This is a genomic window from Cohnella luojiensis, from assembly GCF_004564235.1.
Taxonomy (GTDB): Bacteria; Bacillota; Bacilli; order Paenibacillales; family Paenibacillaceae; genus Cohnella; species Cohnella luojiensis.
Genome location: NZ_SOMN01000002.1, coordinates 145,241 through 164,478, shown reverse-complemented (window position 1 = coordinate 164,478; position 19,238 = coordinate 145,241). Strand labels below are relative to the sequence as shown.

Sequence of the window (19,238 nt, the reverse complement as noted above, 5' to 3'; positions counted from 1 at the left end):
ACTATATAGTATAACATGGCGACGGCAGCTTAACCATGAACGGCTTCGATCAAGTAAAAACGACTTCGCCGTCCTTTGGACAGAGAATGTCGTTTTTATCGAGGTGATTCAGAAAAGTATAGCAAATTTTATACTTTCTGAATCACCATGCAAAAACCCCGACCAACTTTCATTGGCCGGGGTTCTGGATGCCGTATTAAACTTCAAGAGCGGCAGCTACAGGAGCTTTCGCTACTGGATAAACGCTTACTTTCTTGCGATCGCGTCCCCAACGTTCGAACTTAACTACGCCTGGCACTAATGCGAAGAGCGTATCGTCTTTGCCGATTCCAACGTTGGTGCCTGGATGAATCTTAGTGCCGCGTTGGCGGAACAAGATGCTGCCAGCTGTTACGACTTGGCCGTCAGCTCTCTTAGCGCCTAGACGCTTGGAGTGGCTGTCCCGTCCGTTCCTCGTCGATCCAACCCCTTTTTTCGAGGCGAATAACTGAAGATCTAACTTCAACATGGTGTCAACCTCCTTTTTTTTCAAAGGTTTCTTTTATTTTCACGTACTTGCCGTAAGATTCCACAATGGACTCGAGTGCGGCGATCATTCCCTCCAGCAAGAGCTGGACTTGATCGTTCCGCATGGGATCCGTGCTTTGCGGTGTTTCCGCCTGGAGCAAGCCAGATTCCGATATCGCCCGAGGCGCAAGCCCCGTCAATTTCTCGATCGCGTTAACCGCTCCTATCGTTACCGCCGATACGCCGGCGCAGACGATGTCTTTGCCAGGATCGTTGTAAAACGCATGTCCCGTTACGGTAAAACTTATAATAGCCTTCTCAACGTTGCGCACGATCGTTATTGTGATCATCTCGGCGGCCTCGCTTATGCCAAAATGTTCTCGATCGTCACTTTCGTGTACGGTTGACGATGGCCTTGCTTGCGCTTGTAGTTTTTCTTTGGCTTGTACTTGAAGACGATAATTTTCTCGCCTTTCACGTGTTGCTCAACTTTGCCCGTTACTGACGCGCCGGACAAGATTGGGGATCCTGTCGTCAAGCTGCCGTCCTTGGAAACGGCCAATACGCGGTCAAACGTAATGTTTTCTCCTGCGTTAGCGGCAAGCTTTTCAATGAAAATCACGTCGCCTGCTTGAACTTTGTACTGTTTACCGCCGGTTTCAATAATCGCGTACATCTGGTGCACCTCCTCATGTCTAAGACTCGCCTCATAGGGTGCCGGTTGTCGCAGCGTAAATCAGCCAGGACAGCGCCGGTCTTGTCGACCCGGTGGAGAGCGGTTGTAGCCTGCAAAATCTTCAGATTGCACGCACTATGGGATTATATCATATTCGGATCGGGAATACAATATTTTTTTAAGAAAAAAGCCTATCTTATATAGATCTTGCCCTTGCCTTTACAGGAGGCGCATGTTTCGTAGAAGTAATTCATCGCGTTCTCGCGCGCCTTCTTGCGGGTCATCTCCATCAAGCCCAATCGGGTCCAGCCCACGACTTGGCATTTGGTGCGATCCCGTTTGATCCTCGTCTCCAAGAGCTGAACGATTTGATGTCGATGCTCATCCGTCTCCATATCGATAAAATCAACGATGATAATTCCTCCGACATCGCGCAGCCTGAGCAGCCGGGCGACTTCATCCGCGGCTTCCTTATTGGTCTGGAATACCGTCTCCTCCAAGTCGATGGAACCGGTAAACTTCCCGGTGTTGACGTCTATGACCGTCAATGCTTCCGTCTGCTCCCAGACGAGGTAACCGCCGCTAGGCAGCCATATTCTCGAGTGAAATGCCTTGTCCAGCTGCTCCTTGATACCGTAATGATCGAATAAGGGCTTGGTCTCGGTGTACAGCCGAACCTTCTCCTCCAACGCGGGCGCCGTCTGCCGCAAATAGGTTTTAGCTTCTTGAAAGCTAATATCGTCATCGATAATCAATTGCTCCGTATCGGGAGTAATGACATCTCGTACCATTCGCTCCACTAGGCCGGAATCCCGATGCAGTTCCGATGGCGCAACCGAAAGTTCGCTTCTTCCGAGGATATTCTGCCATGCCAGACGCAACGTATTGAAATCCTCTTCAAGCGCCTCCCGGCTTTCCCCTTCGGCGTTCGTTCGAAGAATGACGCCTTCCCCTTCCATGCGCATCGCTTCCGCCAAGGTCTTCAACCGAATTCGCTCCAACTCCGATTCGATTTTCTTGGATATTCCGATATAATCCGCATGGGGCATGTAAACGAGCCACCTGCCGGGTATGGAGTAATGGGTGGTCACCCTGGCCCCTTTTCCTCCGAGCGCCTCCTTCATGATCTGCACAAGCAGCTCGTCTCCCGGTTTCAACAGGTCGGTTATCGCAGGCTTCACCTTAGGCTGTTTGTCCAGATGGGGGTGCAAGGCATCGTCCACGTACAGAAACGCATTCTTTGACAGTCCGATATCGACAAAGGCGGCTTGCATGCCCGGTAGAACGTTCACGACTTGCCCCTTGTAGAGATTGCCGATCAGCGATGTTCCTTCCGTCCGTTCGACGCTGAACTCCGTTAGCCTCCCGTCTTCCATAAGTGCCGACTGGGTAACATTTTGCGAACAATGGATAAACAGCTGCTTCATGCAAACCTCCCGCAAGGTGCTATTTTCTCCATTTTACATGAAAAACCGAATGTCCGCATTCCCCGATGTCAATCTGCCAAGAAATCCGTCGATTATCGCCTGTTCCGGGACAACCTTCGTGATCTTGCCTCGCTTCATGACATAGACCAAATGATACTGCTCCTTCATGAATAACTTAATGATGTGCGATAATGGCCGGTCCACCGCGATGACGATGGGCTGGGACAGCTTGCCACGATCTATATGCTTCTCCGATCGCTCGCTTCGATGAACTAGAAATCGCAAGAATACGAACGGAACGTTGCGAAAATACGTCCAGTTCGAAACGCACAAAAAAACGCCGACCGTCAGGAGATTCAAATGAAGCAAACCGCCATGCGATAGAGGATATAAAGATGCCGCCGCGATCAATCCGCTGAAGGCCAAGCTGATCTTCGCGCTCCACATCAGCGTCCGATGAAAAGGAATCTGAAGGCTTATCCAGGCTTGGAGCATTCGGCCGCCGTCGAGCGGAAGAACGGGCAATAAATTAAAAAGGCCGATCAGCACGTTGGCACGTACGAAATCGTCCGACCATCCCTTATCGATCCAGCCGAGATATCCTAAGAAATAACCGATCGCGGCCAGAATCGCGTTCTGGGCCGGCCCGGCAATCGCTACCCATACTTCCTCTCTCACGGGCAGCGTTCCTGCCTCCTCCACCTCAAGGACTCCTCCGAAAGGCAGGAGCTTAACCTCTTTTACCGACCATCCGAAACGAAGCGCGGTTGCCAGATGGCCAAGTTCATGCCATAACACGATGACGAATAAAGTAACGATATCCGTGAACCGGCCTGTCGCGATCGACGCTATCATTACAAGCACGAATAACGGATGCAAACGAAACTCGATTCCTTGCCATCTAATCAAAAGCGACCACATCCGCGGGATTCAGCGATTTTCCGTTCTGTTGGACGGCAAAATAAAGTACTCCGTCGCTCTGTCCGTCTACCGTTGCGCCGAGCTGACCGATTTGCTGCCCCGTCTCTACCCAGTCATTGGGTTTTACAGATGATTTCTCCAAATGACCGTATACGGTTAGGATATGGTTCTGATGCTGGACCAAAATTGTAATTCCGCCATCTTGATCTTTAGTTACCTGCTGTACCAGTCCCGTATAAATCGCGTAAACGTCGCTTCCGCCGGAAGCAGCCACCTTAACGCCAGCTCCATTCTCGGCATAATTTTGGACTAGCGTTCCTTGGACCGGTATCGCGGTATCCGAGGGATTTAGCAAGGCGGACACTTCCCGGGTATCCGGCTCATCTTTATAAAAAGGAAAAAAAGAGGGTGATCCCCCGAAGGTTTCGCCATACCAAGCTTCGATCGCTTGGAAATCCATATCGCGCGTAACCGAAGATACCATCCAACTGCGGGCTTCCGTACTCCCTGGCATTTCCAGCTTGAACCAGCCCCATATTCCCGCGAAAGCTATCGCGGATATCGCGAGCCGTAACGTAAAGCCTTGAAACAGCTTGTTCCAATCAAAACCAGGTCTATAGCTATCCAATCGCGCAGTCGAAGAAGGAGGGATTCCTTTCAACCCCTGCCAACCCGCGACTTGTCCGGACTTCAACCGCTTCTCGCGCTCTCTCCACCAAAGCTCTGGATCCAAGCCGCCGGCATATGCTTCCACTGCAGGGTATTGAGTAGTCGTGTCGAAGCGCGCCGCCTCCCCGGTCACTTGCCCCTTTCGAGGTGTCGTTTCAGCGGTTGTTTCCATTAGTTTGTTTTGTCCTAAAGTCGGCTCCGGATTCATATTCTTAGCCTCTTCCATCGCGTGCTGTCCGATCAGCTGCTCGATGCGCTCACGCCTGCGCTCACGAACGTTATCCCGTATTTGCATCGCAAGCCCTCCTTGTCCGCTTTCTCTATTACCTTATGGCGGACAAGCGGCGATTAGACCTTTGGTAAGAACCACAGCCGGGTTTGACCCCAACAAAAAAGAACAGGCAATTGAACCTGTTCTTCTCGCCTTTCCTACTCCCCTACCAAAACACTTATTCGCGAATATTGAAGGAGGCTAGGGTAAAAAGGTACCTCCTGTAAGAGTTTACGTCCGCCTCTTGGAGCCCATTGCCACCCTTAAATCTCATCAAGGCAATGGGCGGAGAGCAAGCGGCTGGAAGGAGGTACCTTTGTCCCAAGTCCCATATATTCGCAATCAAGCGTCCATTTGGTACTTCTCCTGATGCCCCCGAATACTAAAAATCAATCCGATCGACATCATGTTAAGCAACAATGAAGTACCTCCATAGCTAATGAACGGCAGGGTAATACCCGTAATCGGCATAATTCCGATCATCATCCCGATATTCTGGAAGATCTGGAACACCATCATGGACGCGATCCCGATAATGATAAACGAGCCTCGCAGGTCATAACATTGATAAGCGATCAAGATCATTCGGTAAATAAATAGGAAATACAGAAGCAGCAGCACGGCCGCGCCCTGAAAACCGAACTCCTCGCCGATAACGACGAAGATGGAATCCGAATAGGTGTACGGAATGAATCTACGATTTTTGGAATCGCCTTGCAAGTAGCCGTCTCCTGCAAGCCCGCCCGAGCCGATGGCGATCATAGCGTTCTCGGATTGCCTGCGGTCATCCGCCGACGCTTCCTCCGGATGAATGTACGTGTTAATCCGCTCGTACCAGTGAACCTTATCGTGTTTATCCAAATAATCTTGGATTTCCGTGTTGTACGTATTGAACAACGTAACGAAAAGCATCAGCCCGCCCACGACGACAGCAAGACCGATCAGGACATACGTATAGCGAACGTTTCCAATCCAGAGCATTCCAAGGACGATAAAAATATATATGATCGCATTCCCCAGATCGGGCTGGATCATAACCAATACAAAGGGCACGAAAGCAATAAAGGCAACGATCATCACGTCGCTGCGCATTCGGAGCGGGTCGCCTTGCCTTCTTCCCAGCAACGCCGCTATCGCAATGATCAGAAAAAGCTTTATCATCTCCGCCGGTTGGAAGGAAAATAAACCCAGATTAAACCAGCCTCGCGCTCCGTTCGTTTCTCCCGCCAGGAAATAAACCAACACGAGCAAGATCAAACCAATGGCATACCATACATACCAGACTTTTAATATCAGACGGTAATCCACGATCGTTCCCAGAATGACGACGAAGAATCCGAGTCCATAGAAGATCAGCGTCTTTATGTCGTTATCCGGATACAAGGGATTATTATACGTCGCGCTGCGTACCAGAATCGTGCTTATCCCCATAAACATCACGAGGATAATCATCATCATCCAATCCATTTTCTTCAATCGGTTTAGCAAGCTCCGATCATCCCATTCCCAGAAACTTCTTTACTTTGCGAAACATTCCAGCTTTCTCTTCCAATTGCGACAGAGGTACCGTCTCTCCCAAGATGCGCCTAGCAATGTTGCGGTAGGCTATAGCCGCCCGAGAATTCACGTTCATTACCGTCGGCTCGCCTGAATTCGCCGCTTTGATCACAAACTCGTCGTCCGGAACGATTCCGATCAAATCTATGGCAAGCACTTGGCAGATGTCTTCGATCTCAAGCATGTCTCCGCTTCTCATCATGTTCGGACGAATACGGTTAATGATCAGCTTGGGAGAGGGGAAATTGCTCTTCTCGAGCAACCCGATTACGCGATCCGCGTCACGAACCGCGGCATTCTCCGGCGTGGTGACTACGATAGCTTGAGAAGCGCCGGCAATCGCATTGCGGAATCCTTGCTCGATCCCGGCAGGACAATCGATAATGATATAATCGAAGTCCGGCTTTAAGCTTTCGATAATCTGACGTACCTGATCCGGAGAAATATCGTTCTTATCCTTCGTCTGGGCGGCCGGAAGCATATACAGCTCGTCGAAGCGTTTATCCTTTATGAGTGCTTGGTTAACCCTGCAGCGTCCTTCGGCAACGTCGATAAGATCATAGACGATCCGATTCTCCAGCCCCATTACGACATCGAGGTTACGCAAGCCGATGTCGGTATCTACCATGCATACTTTTTTCCCCATAATCGCCAAAGCCGTTCCTAAATTAGCCGACGTCGTCGTTTTACCGACTCCGCCCTTACCCGAGGTGACAACGATCGCTTCTCCCATGCTTCTACACTCCTTTGAACTGCATGACTTCCTTGCGTTGACGGCTTAGGCTCGTCATTTTGTCGATAGCCATCGTACCTTCTCGTAGAAACGCATACTCCATCCACGGCTCCGCGGATGTCCATTCATCGGGCGGACGGCTAATGACATCCGCGATGCGAAGCTGGGTCGGTTTCATTAAGGAAGCCGCGATAATCGCCTGTTCGTCGCCCTCCACCCCAGCATGAACGGTCCCTCTCAGCGCGCCTAATACATACACGTCTCCCGTGCACTTAATCGTGCCTCCGGGATTGACGTCCCCGAGCAGCAGCAGGTGGCCGCTATATTCCACCGTCTGGCCTGATCGGATAATGCCGGACATCGTATGTAAACTAGGAATAATCTTAAGATTCGGATCAACTTCGAGCGGATCGCTTTCAATAGATTGAATAAGCAAGTTGCCTTGTCTGCGAAGGATGGAACGAATTCGTTCCTTGTCCTCTTCTTCCAATTGCCTGGAGCCTAGCTTAATGAAAATATGAACGATGGGGCCGGTGAACTGTTGAACGTGCTTGTCCAGCTTCGCATTCAGTTCGTCTAAGAGAGCGACGAAGTCGCATTGGTCGTCGAGAAGAAAAACAAGGCCTTCCTTGATTCCTTTGATCGTAACGTTTGATTTGCCGGTCACTGTTGTCCGCTCCTCCCTACGGTATTTGAAATTCGGCTTGGGGAAGCCGAATTCCTGCCTGTCGAGCATAAACGGTGCCATCCTTTAACGGCAATCGACATTTATGCCGGGTTAAACCCGAATCATTCCGGACTGTCATCTCCGGAGGAATGCGAAGGCTTAACCAGGAAGCGGCGAACTGGAACATACAAAAGGAGTGCGATAAAAAGCTGAAGTATTGCCGTCGGAGCCACCTGCCAGTAGAACACCTGAGCGAATTGCAAATCGGTTAGCCGGAATAACTTGTAGATGAAGTAGATGATAGAATCTAGCATTAATCCGCCGATGAGCACGATCCATACGAAGAAGCCGATCGTGAAGCTTTTACGCTCCGCCGTTAATCCGGCCAAATATCCGATGAGTCCCATTCCGAATCCGTATGGACCGATTAAGTGCCCGTATGCCAATAAGTCCTGCAGCAATCCTAGACCGAGACCAATAAGAAAAGCGGTATGACGTCCGGCAAACCCGGCAACGAATAAAGTCATGATAAAGCATAAGTGCGGGAGTAACCGATCGCTCCATCCGGGAGGCACAAGCCAAGGAATAACCGAATTCTCAATGACCAGAAGCGTTAGCGCACACAGGATCACCCAGTTGATACGCATTTTCACGGCTCTTCCACCTCTGGAACGACAACGATGAACACTTCTCTCAGATGGTCGAACTTGGCCGCAGGTTCAATAATAGCCGTATAAGTCAATCCGAAATCGCCAACTTGGCTGCTCTTTACGGTGCCGACTATGATTCCTTTGGGGAACAAGCTCCCCAAACCGGACGTAATTACCTTGTCACCGACATCGGGCTTGTCGCGCTCATCGATTTTGGTCATTTGCAGGGTACCGGTCTCATCGTCATATTCTATGATTCCGAAAGAATCGGGCTTCCCCAAGAAAGTTGCCGAAACGGGAGTCCCCCTGGAAGAGTTAGGATCCAAGTCCGTAACCAAGGTAACGGTAGATGTAAAGTTCTTCACCTTGCTGACGAGCCCGACCAATCCGTCCACGGACCTGACTGCCATCTGGGGCTTAACGCCGTCTCGGGATCCAAGGTTGATCGTAATGGTTTTCTCATAAGGATTAGAAGTGCTTCCGACGACTTGAGCGATCAGGTAACGATAATTGTCCATGTTCTTCTGATGCTCGGTAAAATTCAGTTCCTCTTGAAGCCGCTTATTATCGGCTTCCAGTAAATTAAACTTGATCTGATCCTGCGTGTATTGGGCAACGGTTTGACGAAGCTGTTCATTTTCCTTATACACGTCGGAAAGCCGGTCGAGGTCGCGGAAAAAATCCGCGACCGCTCCGACCGGCCGGTACAAAGCTCCTTGCACAGTCCCAAAGGCATCGTTAATGAATTTCTCGGGCCAAGTCAAGCGAGTCCGGCCTAAGGTGAATCCCATGAGGGCTATGAATAAAATAAGCCCGATCATGAGAATGAACAACCGTTTGTTGCGCATTAATCGAAAAATCCCGCTCACCTGCTTTCCCGCCCTGTAATCATTGATTCAGATTAGGATCGACAAATCTAATCCTTGCTGAATCGTTATAAAATTAGCGGCTGGATCGGGAAGCTCCGCCTTTGGACTTAAAGAGGTGAATGTTCTCGAGCGCCCTCCCCGTCCCGATCGCAACGCAATCCAGCGGGTTCTCGGCAACCAGTACGGGCATTCCCGTCTCTCGAGTAAGCATCTTGTCCAGATTGCGAAGCAGCGCGCCTCCGCCCGTTAATACGATACCGCGATCCATAATATCCGCCGATAGCTCGGGAGGACATTTCTCCAACGTCACCTTGACGGCATCGATAATCGAATTAACGGTATCGGACAGCGCTTCGGTAATTTCATCGGAAGTAATCGCCAGCGTTTTAGGCAGACCCGAGACGAGGTCGCGGCCGCGAATCTCGATGGATTCCACTTTATCAAGCGGCGTGGCCGAGCCGATCTCCATCTTGAGCTGTTCGGAAGTTCTCTCGCCGATCATCAGGTTGTACAAGCGTTTTATGTACGCGATGATCGCGTCATCCATCTCATCTCCCGCTATGCGGATCGATTTGCTCGTCACGATTCCTCCGAGCGAGATGACCGCTACTTCCGTCGTTCCGCCACCAATGTCGACGACCATGCTTCCGGTCGGCTCCCATACCGGCAAGTCAGCTCCAATAGCGGCTGCGAATGGCTCTTCTATAATATAAGCCTCGCGAGCTCCTGCTTGCTTCGTCGCATCCTCGACCGCGCGCTTTTCTACCGCCGTGATACCGGAAGGGACGCACACCATCACATTCGGATGACGAGGAAACATCGTCCGAGGCTTCTGGGCTTGACGGATGAAATACTTGATCATCGTGGCCGTCGTCTCGAAGTCCGCGATAACGCCGTCTTTCATGGGACGAATAGCAATGATATTTCCCGGCGTACGGCCTATCATTTTTTTCGCATCAGAGCCAACGGCCTCGATTTTCTTTGTATCGGTACGAAGGGCAACCACCGACGGCTCCCTAACGACGATTCCTCTTCCTTTGACATATACCAACGTGTTAGCCGTTCCTAGATCGATGCCTAAATCTCTTGTAAATCCTCCTAGCATTCCGCTACCTCCTGCTTCGACCGCGACTGTTTTGTTGACGCCGTAAACGACGTACCAATCGTCGGGACAATCCATATTATTATATTACAAGCAACCCATCTCCTTCAAACTAATAAAGCGATTGTCACCTATTACCAAATGATCCAACAGCTCGATTCCGATCAATTGTCCGGCCTCTCCAAGTCTCTTGGTCAGCTGGATATCTTCCGGACTGGGCGTCGGATCGCCGCTGGGGTGATTGTGCGCGCACAAAATAGATGCGCTGCTCCGCCTTATTGCCGCTTTGAACACTTCCCTGGGATGCACGATAGAAGCGTTTAAGCTGCCGATAGACAATGTTTGACGACCGATAACCTGATTCTTGGTATTGAGGAATAAGCAAACGAAGTGCTCCTCCCGATGATGCCTGAGCTCTTCCATCAGAAGATCCGCCGCGTCCTGCGGGCAAGTAATTTTCACCGTCTCGGGCAATTTAGAACGGGCAACCCTGCGCCCGAGTTCAATGGAAGCTTGCAACTGCAGCGCCTTCGCGGGACCGATCCCATGAATGTGCGTCAATTCCTCCCACTTGCTCTCGGCCAGTCTGCTTAGGCCTCCGCATTCATTGAGAATACGTTGCGCAAGGTGGATGGCAGACTCGTTCGTTGAACCTGTTCGCAGCAGGATAGCCAGCAGTTCCGCATGGCTTAGCGCCTCGGCTCCGTGCTGCTGCATGCGCTCCCGCGGACGTTCCTGGGAAGGGATTTCGCGTAATCGGAAGGATCGTTGCTCCAATGATAGAACCTGCCTTCAAATGCCGCGTCGGCCGCGGGAATGGCTTGATCGTTCAGGGTATCTTAATATCGAATTGCTCCAGCTGGACTGCAAGCAGAGAAACCGGCAAACCGACGACATTGAAGTAACAGCCTTCGATAGACTCGATCAGCAATGAACCGATTTCCTGAATACCGTAAGCGCCGGCCTTGTCCATCGGCTCGCCGGTATCGACGTAACGGGAGATCTGCTCCGCCGATAGACTTCTCATCCTCACCTTAGTTACCCGATGGGAGGTAACCGTCTTCGCGTCCGATATCCGCACGCAGGTGACTCCGGTAAATACCTCGTGAGTGTTGCCGGATAACTGTTCCAGCATCAGCCGGGCTTCATGCTCATCTCTAGGCTTTCCCATCACTTTTCCATTCAACACGACAATGGTATCGCTGCCTACGATAATAGACGATACATCCGCCGGATTAGTTAGCTTTTCCTTAACGGCGAGCGCCTTGCGCAAGGACAGCCCCTCCACGATTTGCGAGGGAGTCCAATCTTCCGGCGTGTCTTCCTCGACGTGGCTCGGCAATATTCGGATGGGAAGGCCCAACAGGGCGATGAGTTCTTGCCTGCGGGGCGAAGCGGATGCGAGAACGAGTTGCGTTGCAGCGGAAGGCATGTTGCCAATCTTCCTTTCGAATTACATTTTGCGGTATAACCAGATCGCCAAGACGGCACCGATAATGCTCAACAGGCTGAAGTTTACGCTTAAGTTCAAGCTGTACTTAAGGACCGACAAATCCGCGGCCGGAGACCAATTCACCTTAATTGCGCGGGTCAGGAACGTAAGGCCCGGAATCTCCTTCAGCCAGATTGCGACCAGCGCCCCGGCAAGCAGTCCAAGAAAGATGAACAAGATCAGAATCCATGCGTTTTTCTTCATATTTCCCCGTCTCCCACCATTTTTTGACACCCATCTACTTATTATACGTTTCCCGGACAAGTCGCACAACGTATAAAACAAAGACAGCCCCATGGATGCAGGCTGTCCCGTTCTAAAGTCCCGTTAGGCGTATTCGATTGAACTATCCTTCCGCTGCTTGCTGTAAAACAAGGCGTACATGACGGTCTGCTAACAAGGCCTGCATGACTCCCGATTGTACGCTCCACAAGTGGTAGCGAGAAGGCTTGCGATTGAATTCCGTCATGGAGGCGATCGCGGAATTTAAGGCCTTTACGATAGAATTCCCGTCCTTAGCAGCCTCTCCATTCCATTTATCTGCCGTGGTTAGCGTTTTGAGCCACCGCTGATGAGTTTCCTGAAGCTCGGACAATTCCTGAGTCCCAAGCTTTCGCGGATGCTTATCCTGTAACCCGACACCGGAATATTGAGCTAACATTCGGGTTAATTTCGCGCTCTCGTTCAAAAATTCGATTCCCTCTTCGGAAAGCGCATCCGATGAAACGGTCAATGGATCCCCGCCCACAGGTTTAATATACACCTCGGTGTCCGGCATCTGGGCTGCTAATAATTCCGCTTCATCCCTTGATCTCGCAGCTCCCGCGAATACCCGATACCCGTCAGTAGTATCGGATGCATATGCAAGCCCCAAATCTTCGAGCTGCTTAACGGCTGCCTGCATGCTATCCTCGTTCTGGAATACTCCATATTGAAGCATGAAATAGACATCGGAAGATACTTGTCCGGTTGTTGATGCCGGAGGCTCGTTACCCGTTTGATCCGTAGATCCCGATCCGGATGTTGACGACTTCTCCGGCAATTTTGTTGAACCTGCCGAAGTCGGAGGGCTTGCCGATTGCTCGTGCGTAGATAGGACCGGTATTTGCTCTCCTGAATCAACATCCGATTTCCCCGGAAATAAGGGTTCCCCGGTAAACAAGCTTAACACCATATATCCGAACAAAGCACCGGTAGCAACCGCGGCTGCAACGGAAAGAAACACCCTGCTCCATGAAGGGCCTTCCTCCGAAAGGTTTGAAGCTTCATGTTGCCGCTGGTACCATTTCGCGCTTGGCTCCTCTTCAATCTCTATCTCGGGAACGGTTCTGCTCCAGCGTTCTTCGGTCAACTCGTCGTAAACGATATCCTTTAGAACGGGCAAGGGCACGGGTATGGGTTGCGGCTTCCGAACCGTTTTCTCGGCATTCCTCGCGGTATCCGATCGGCGAATGATTTCCTCTAGCGCATGGATGTCGTCTTGGTAGGGACTATTCCATGTCGTGAAGCTCGGCTCTATCGCCGTTTCCGAATTATCGATGGCGAGTTTTTCCTTCGATTCGCCAGGCTGTACGATTGGCACGGTCGTAAGCTTCGGCTTGGCGGGCGACTCGAAACGAATGGTCATCCTAGCTTTCGATTGCATGCTGCGTCTCCCCTTGTCCCTCAATCTAGTAATTAGAATATGAGAGGAGAGAGAGAAATATGTTCATTGTTCAATACAACCCCGATCGGCTCATCTTTTTAAATCTAGTTGCAGAATAGACACTAAGAAACTCAATATACTCCTTATTAAATTAAGCAATTGCAAATGTACACTAAGTTTCCGTAAATACTACGCTATTGGACGTATTATGATCAACTAATTGCAGGTTCTGCAACTAGATTAATAACTGTTGCTTTTCACATAAAACTAACTGACTTTATTTCACTTAGGTTTGTCGGATTCGACTGCGCAAGGGGGGGCCGAATGAACGGAAAAGAATATAAAAAAAGGGCCAATCCCTCGTCATTGACTTGGGATAGCCCTTTAATTGTTCCTTATACCCGTTCGCGCAATATACGCGCCAGTTCATCGGCCGTTTTCCAGATATCCCCTGCCCCCATCGTGAGGACAAGATCTCCAGGAGCGACGCGCCCGACTAACAAATCCCGAACTTCTTCCTTCGTCGGAACATAAGTCACGTTGCTATTGCTATTCTGGGAGATCAGCTCCACGAGCTTCCGGGAGTTGACTCCTTCGATCTTCTGTTCTCCGGCGGGGGAGTAGATGTCCGTAATGATGACCTCGTCCGCATCCGCGAAAGCCCGGCTGAACGCATCCAGAAGGAAAAACGTTCTCGTATAGCGCTGGGGCTGGAAAACCGCGATGATACGTTTGCCGGTCGCCTTAGCGGCTTGAATCGTGGCCTGAATCTCCGTCGGGTGGTGGGCATAGTCGTCGATAACCAGCATGTCCTTCACTTCCCCAAGCACCTGAAACCGGCGTTTGGCGCCGCGGAATTCGCGAATGGCTTCCGCGATCGATGCAAACGGAGCTCCCGCCTCAAGGCATACGATCACCGTTGCCAGCGCGTTGTACACGTTATGCCGGCCCGGCACGGATAACGTCACCTTGCCAAGAACATCCGCCTTGTGGCTCACCGTGAAGGTAGCGCAACGATCGCCGAGTTCAATATCCGTAGCTCTATATTCCGCATTTTCCGATTCCATGCCATACGTAATGACTCTTTGTCCCGCGACCTGCGGAAGCAGCTGCTTCACGTTCTCGTCATCCGCGCAGACGACCGCGCAGCCATCCGGCCTAATATTGCGAAGGAAAGATACGTAAGCCTCTTTCAGCTTGTTGAAGTCCCCGTCGTAGTTTTCCAGATGATCGGCTTCGATGTTCGTTACGACCCCGACCGCGGATTCATACTGCAGGAACGATCCATCGCTCTCGTCCGCCTCCGCGACGACGAATTTTCCTTTGCCCGCTTTCGCGTTGGTGCCGACGTTAACGATCTCCCCGCCAATAATATAAGTCGGATCCAATCCGCAGATTTCCATGACCAGCGCGATCATCGAGGAGGTCGTAGTCTTGCCATGCGCTCCCGCGACCGCGATGCCCGTACGGGCATTAAGAAGGCGAGCCAGCATTTGCGCCCGGTGCAGGATGGGAATGTTCAAGTGTTCCGCTTCCTGACGTTCGACGTTATCCCTGGATAACGCCGTTGAATAAACAACGAGATCAGCACCCCTAACATGCTCGGGTTCATGACCGATATAAATTTGTGCTCCTTTGGCAGCCAGCTTGTCGGTCAATTCCTGGCGTACCACATCGGAACCGGATACTTGATACCCCATCTCCAGCATAACCCGGGCGATGGCGCTCATCCCATATCCTCCGATACCGATAAAATGCACGTGCTCAGCGGTCCGCAACAACGCTTCACCAGCCTTTTTCAGATTTCGTTCCATGGAGCAGCCACGAACGGACGTCGGCAATCAGATACAGAGTGCCGGTAATCACGTTTAACGTGTTCACTTCTTGGGAGTCCCCCGACGAAGCTTCTTGCAGAAGCTCCAGGGCACGTCGCCAATTCGGCTCCACGATAACGTTCCGCGGCCGTCCGAGCTCCGTACGCAGTCTGCTCGCGACGGCGGCCAGATCGGCGGCATTCATTCTTTTATGAAAATCAGGTTCCGTGATCACAAGCGTATCCACCATTGGTAGTATATGCCGCAATGATTGCTCATGATTCTTATTAGGCATCATTGCCATCATCACATTTAATCTATCGAACTTATAGACGTCGCGAAGCGCATGGCTTAAAGCTTCCATGCCCTCCGGGTTATGGGCGCCGTCTATTAGAATTCTAGGAGCTTGCGACACCATCTCCAGCCTGCCCGGCCAAGACGTATTTTTCAGCCCGCTCGCCAAGTCTTCGTCGTCAACGATTAAAGCGTAATATTGGCGCAAGATTTCCAAGGTCATAACCGCCGTCGCGGCATTCGTGATCTGATGTGCCCCGTTCATGCTTACCGTTAACGATTGTAAAGCACGGAACGGCCCTTGAAAAGAAAACTTTTGCTCATTTTCCGCGATCTCTAACGGCTGGTACGTAAAATCGTCACCAAGTAGATACAGCGCCGATTGACGAGCTTGCGCCGTTTCACGGACGATTTTCACGGCTTCAGGCTGATTAACGGCCGATATAACGGGAAACCCGGCTTTGATAATTCCGGCCTTCTCGCGGGTGATTTCCTGGATCGTCGAGCCGAGAACGTCCATATGGTCGTGACCGACATTCGTAATGACGCTTACGATCGGCGTAACTATATTCGTTACGTCGAGGCGACCGCCAAGACCCGTTTCCCACACTACGTAATCCGGGTAAGCAACCGTCCCGTAATAGAGCAGCGCCAATGCTGTCGTCACCTCGAACATCGTCGGAGAGCCCCACTCGCCTTGCCCCAATTCCTCTGCCGCCGGCTTTAGGAGATTGACAAGCCGGACAAGAACGTCGTCTTCGATATCATTCCCATTGTATTGGAGACGATTGGAATAGGAAGTCAGATAGGGTGAAGTAAACGTCCCGACGTCATATCCGCATTGCCGAAGCACGCTCGTTAAATATGCGCAGACCGATCCTTTGCCGTTCGTTCCCGCCACGTGGATGAACTTCAATCTCCTCTGAGGGTTGTTGAACCGATCCATGAGCCTATTTATCCGGTCCAAGCCGGGGCGGATGCCGAAGGAGGTTAGCCCGGTAATCCAAGCCATCGCTTCTTCGGCCGTACGAAAAGATGCCTCTTGGGAGGATTGGTTTTCTATCATACCGCGTTTCATCCTCCCATCACCCTTGAAGCTCTGCGATTCTTGCCAGAACTTTGTCCCGTTTGTCTTTGTAATCTTGGCCTTTGATCCGTTCCTGTTCCACAACATGAGCAGGCGCTTTGGCGGTATAACCTTCGTTGGACAGCTTCTTCTCCACGCGTTCGACTTCGGCGTTCAGGTTATCGACTTCCTTGTTTAGACGCGCTATTTCCTGACCGATATCAATTAATCCCGCAAGCGGAAAATATAGCTCTGCTCCCGTGATGATCGCGGTCATCGCCTTGTCCGGAGCAGTCAATGCGCGGTCGAGCGTATAAGCCGAAGTGTTGCAGAAGCGCTGAATGTAGATTTCGTTCCGGAGGAAGATTCCCTCCTCGGCCTCCCCTGTCGGTTTGAGCAACAGTTCGATTTTCTTGCCTGGAGATACGTTCACTTCCGCCCGAACGTTACGTACCGCCCGTATGGCTTCCATGAGGAGCTCCATTTCCTTCAGCGAGCCGGCTGCTTCGAAATCCGCGCTATATTCCGGCCATGCGGACAATGTGATCGTCTCGCCTGGCTCGTGAGGCAGATGCTGCCATATTTCTTCCGACAAGTATGGCATGAACGGATGCAATAGGCGCAACGTACGATCCAGCACGTAGGCTAACACGGATTGAGTACTCCGCTTGGCCGCGGGATTCTCTCCGTAAAGCGTGAGCTTAGAGAATTCGATATACCAATCGCAAAGGTCATCCCAGATGAAATTGTACAGCAGTCGTCCGGTTTCCCCGAATTCATAGCTTTCCATCAAACGGGTAATATCACGGGCGGTTTCGTTAAACCGGTGAAGAATCCAGCGGTCTGCGGTCGAAAGCTCGCCGCTCAGATCGATATCATCGTATTTGAAACCTTCAAGGTTCATCAAAGCGAACCGGGAAGCGTTCCAGATCTTATTCGCGAAGTTGCGGGCTTGCTCGACCTTCTCGAACCGGAAACGCAAATCTTGCCCAGGCGTGCTGCTTGTCGAGATCATGAAGCGCATCGCGTCCGCGCCGTATTGCTCGATGACGTCGAGCGGGTCAACCCCGTTGCCTAGCGACTTGGACATCTTCCGTCCTTCCGCGTCGCGGACGAGACCGTGAATGAGAACGTCTTTAAACGGGATCTGTTCCGTGAATTCAAGCGCCGTGAAAATCATGCGGGCAACCCAGAAATAGATGATGTCGTAACCCGTCACCAGCACTCCGGTCGGGTAATAATTTCTCAGGTCCTCGCTTTCATCAGGCCATCCCAGAGTGGAGAAAGGCCAAAGAGCAGAGCTGAACCATGTATCTAATACGTCATTGTCCTGATTCCATGGGGAATCCGGTTGGTCCGCGCCTTCGGGAGCTTCCAAGCCCACATAAATCTCGCCCGTCGTTTCATGATGCCACGCCGGAATCCGATGGCCCCACCATAACTGACGGGATATGCACCAATCTCGAACGTTCTCGATCCATTGCAGATATATTTTCTCGAAGCGGTCCGGAACGAAGTTGACGCCTTGGCCGGATTTCTGCGAATCGATCGCTTTCTCCGCGAGCGGCTTCATGTCGACGAACCATTGCGTGGACAAATACGGCTCGACAACGGCGCCGGAGCGTTCGCTATGGCCTACCTGGTGAACATGGTCCTCGATCTGAATGCAGATTCCTTGATCTTGCATGTCTTTAACAATCGCTTTACGGCATTCCGTACGATCCATTCCTTGGTAAGGACCGGCAAACTCGTTCATGCGGCCGCCCTCGTCCATGACCGTGATTTGCTGGAGGCCGTGCCTCGCGCCGACTTCGAAGTCGTTCGGATCGTGAGCCGGCGTTATTTTGACCGCACCGCTTCCGAAATCCTTCTCGACGTATTCGTCGCCAATAATCGGAATCTCCCTGTTGACAATGGGGAGCAGGATCATTTTGCCGATAAGATGCTTATATCGGTCATCCTCCGGATGGACGGCAACGGCGGTATCGCCTAGCATAGTCTCCGGCCGGGTCGTAGCCACGGTAATATACCCGCCTCCGTCGGCTAGAGGGTAACGAAGATGGTACAAGTGCCCGTTTACCTCTTTATATTCCACTTCGATATCCGACAGGGCCGTACGCGCAGCCGGATCCCAGTTAATGATTCTTTTGCCGCGGTAGATCAGGCCCTTATTATAGAGACGTACGAACACTTCGCGAACGGCTTTGGACAGCCCTTCGTCCAAAGTGAACCGCTCGCGCGAATAGTCGAGGCTAAGACCCATCTTGGACCATTGCTCGTGGATCGTTCCCGCATAGTGATCCTTCCATTCCCATACCTTCTCCAGAAAAGCTTCCCGTCCGAGATCGTAACGGCTTAAGCCTTCTTCCCGGAGCTTCTGCTCTACTTTGGTCTGGGTCGCGATTCCGGCATGGTCGGTGCCCGGAAGCCATAACGCGTCGAAACCCTGCATCCGCTTGAAGCGAATAAGGATATCCTGCAAAGTGAAATCTAGAGCATGACCGATATGGAGCATACCGGTTACGTTAGGAGGTGGAATGACAATGGTGTATTTGAGAGCATCGGGACGGCGTCCCGCTTGAAAGTACCCATTACTTATCCAATATTCATACCATTTGCGTTCTGCGCTAGATGGATCGTAAGTCGTCGACATTTCGACGTTTAGCCGTTCTTGGGATTCGGACATGAGTGACAACCTCCATGACATCAATTCGCCCACCGTTACAGGCAATTTCTCTTCCTGTAGAGTGCATAAAAACACAAAAACCTCCCGTCGCAAAGGACGAAAGGTAAACTTCCGTGGTACCACCTTCGTTCCGCTGGGCATCGTACGCCTAAGCGGCACTCTCCGCAAAATAACGGTTGCTACCGTCCTGTT

The 19,238-nt window shown here is 51.4% G+C and carries 19 protein-coding genes; all 19 read right to left on the bottom strand.

The window, feature by feature from the left end; genetic code table 11:
• Positions 1-196: 196 nt before the first annotated feature.
• Positions 197-508 carry a 50S ribosomal protein L27 gene (gene rpmA / locus E2980_RS02715; RefSeq protein WP_135150589.1) on the bottom strand — a complete coding sequence of 104 codons (312 nt, stop codon included), beginning with the start codon at positions 506-508 and terminating at the stop codon, positions 197-199.
• Positions 509-512: 4 nt separating this feature from the next.
• The gene (locus E2980_RS02710) at positions 513-857 is read right to left on the bottom strand and encodes a ribosomal-processing cysteine protease Prp (protein WP_135150588.1); all 345 of its coding nucleotides are present in this window, start codon (positions 855-857) and stop codon (positions 513-515) included.
• A gap of 14 nt (positions 858-871) precedes the next feature.
• Positions 872-1,183, bottom strand: a complete 312-nt coding sequence (gene rplU / locus E2980_RS02705; protein ID WP_135150587.1) for a 50S ribosomal protein L21 — start codon at positions 1,181-1,183, stop codon at positions 872-874.
• A gap of 191 nt (positions 1,184-1,374) precedes the next feature.
• Positions 1,375-2,610, bottom strand: a complete 1,236-nt coding sequence (locus E2980_RS02700; RefSeq protein WP_135150586.1) for an Rne/Rng family ribonuclease — start codon at positions 2,608-2,610, stop codon at positions 1,375-1,377.
• A gap of 33 nt (positions 2,611-2,643) precedes the next feature.
• Positions 2,644-3,519 carry a M50 family metallopeptidase gene (locus E2980_RS02695; RefSeq protein WP_135150585.1) on the bottom strand — a complete coding sequence of 292 codons (876 nt, stop codon included), beginning with the start codon at positions 3,517-3,519 and terminating at the stop codon, positions 2,644-2,646.
• Entirely contained in the window at positions 3,512-4,495 is a 984-nt protein-coding gene (locus tag E2980_RS02690; RefSeq protein WP_135150584.1) for a M23 family metallopeptidase, read from the bottom strand. Before E2980_RS02690 ends, E2980_RS02695 begins: the two co-directional genes overlap by 8 nt.
• Positions 4,496-4,813: 318 nt before the next feature.
• Entirely contained in the window at positions 4,814-5,959 is a 1,146-nt protein-coding gene (locus tag E2980_RS02685; protein ID WP_135150583.1) for an FtsW/RodA/SpoVE family cell cycle protein, read from the bottom strand.
• 7 nt (positions 5,960-5,966) lie between these two features.
• Complete coding sequence (gene minD, locus E2980_RS02680; RefSeq protein WP_135150582.1) at positions 5,967-6,761, bottom strand: septum site-determining protein MinD; 795 nt, start codon at positions 6,759-6,761, stop codon at positions 5,967-5,969.
• A gap of 4 nt (positions 6,762-6,765) precedes the next feature.
• Positions 6,766-7,428 carry a septum site-determining protein MinC gene (locus tag E2980_RS02675; RefSeq protein WP_135150764.1) on the bottom strand — a complete coding sequence of 221 codons (663 nt, stop codon included), beginning with the start codon at positions 7,426-7,428 and terminating at the stop codon, positions 6,766-6,768.
• 122 nt (positions 7,429-7,550) lie between these two features.
• Positions 7,551-8,075 (bottom strand): rod shape-determining protein MreD, encoded by a 525-nt coding sequence (gene mreD / locus E2980_RS02670; RefSeq protein WP_240702847.1) that lies wholly within the window; start codon positions 8,073-8,075, stop codon positions 7,551-7,553.
• A 2-nt stretch (positions 8,076-8,077) separates the two neighbouring features.
• Entirely contained in the window at positions 8,078-8,947 is an 870-nt protein-coding gene (gene mreC, locus E2980_RS02665; RefSeq protein ID WP_240702823.1) for a rod shape-determining protein MreC, read from the bottom strand.
• 73 nt (positions 8,948-9,020) lie between these two features.
• A complete protein-coding gene (locus E2980_RS02660; protein WP_135150580.1) occupies positions 9,021-10,052 on the bottom strand; it encodes a rod shape-determining protein in 1,032 nt (343 codons plus the stop codon).
• An 84-nt stretch (positions 10,053-10,136) separates the two neighbouring features.
• Positions 10,137-10,826, bottom strand: coding sequence for a RadC family protein (radC, locus tag E2980_RS02655; RefSeq protein WP_135150579.1), 690 nt, complete (start codon positions 10,824-10,826; stop codon positions 10,137-10,139).
• 52 nt (positions 10,827-10,878) lie between these two features.
• Positions 10,879-11,481 carry a Maf family protein gene (locus tag E2980_RS02650; RefSeq protein ID WP_135150578.1) on the bottom strand — a complete coding sequence of 201 codons (603 nt, stop codon included), beginning with the start codon at positions 11,479-11,481 and terminating at the stop codon, positions 10,879-10,881.
• A gap of 21 nt (positions 11,482-11,502) precedes the next feature.
• Complete coding sequence (locus E2980_RS02645) at positions 11,503-11,745, bottom strand: DUF4321 domain-containing protein (protein WP_135150577.1); 243 nt, start codon at positions 11,743-11,745, stop codon at positions 11,503-11,505.
• A 142-nt stretch (positions 11,746-11,887) separates the two neighbouring features.
• Entirely contained in the window at positions 11,888-13,186 is a 1,299-nt protein-coding gene (locus E2980_RS02640; RefSeq protein WP_135150576.1) for an SPOR domain-containing protein, read from the bottom strand.
• Positions 13,187-13,581: 395 nt separating this feature from the next.
• Entirely contained in the window at positions 13,582-14,964 is a 1,383-nt protein-coding gene (gene murC, locus E2980_RS02635) for a UDP-N-acetylmuramate--L-alanine ligase (protein ID WP_205699913.1), read from the bottom strand.
• Positions 14,965-14,971: 7 nt separating this feature from the next.
• Complete coding sequence (locus E2980_RS02630; protein WP_135150762.1) at positions 14,972-16,360, bottom strand: bifunctional folylpolyglutamate synthase/dihydrofolate synthase; 1,389 nt, start codon at positions 16,358-16,360, stop codon at positions 14,972-14,974.
• 19 nt (positions 16,361-16,379) lie between these two features.
• Positions 16,380-19,046 carry a valine--tRNA ligase gene (locus E2980_RS02625; RefSeq protein WP_135150575.1) on the bottom strand — a complete coding sequence of 889 codons (2,667 nt, stop codon included), beginning with the start codon at positions 19,044-19,046 and terminating at the stop codon, positions 16,380-16,382.
• Between the last annotated feature and the right edge of the window lie 192 nt (positions 19,047-19,238).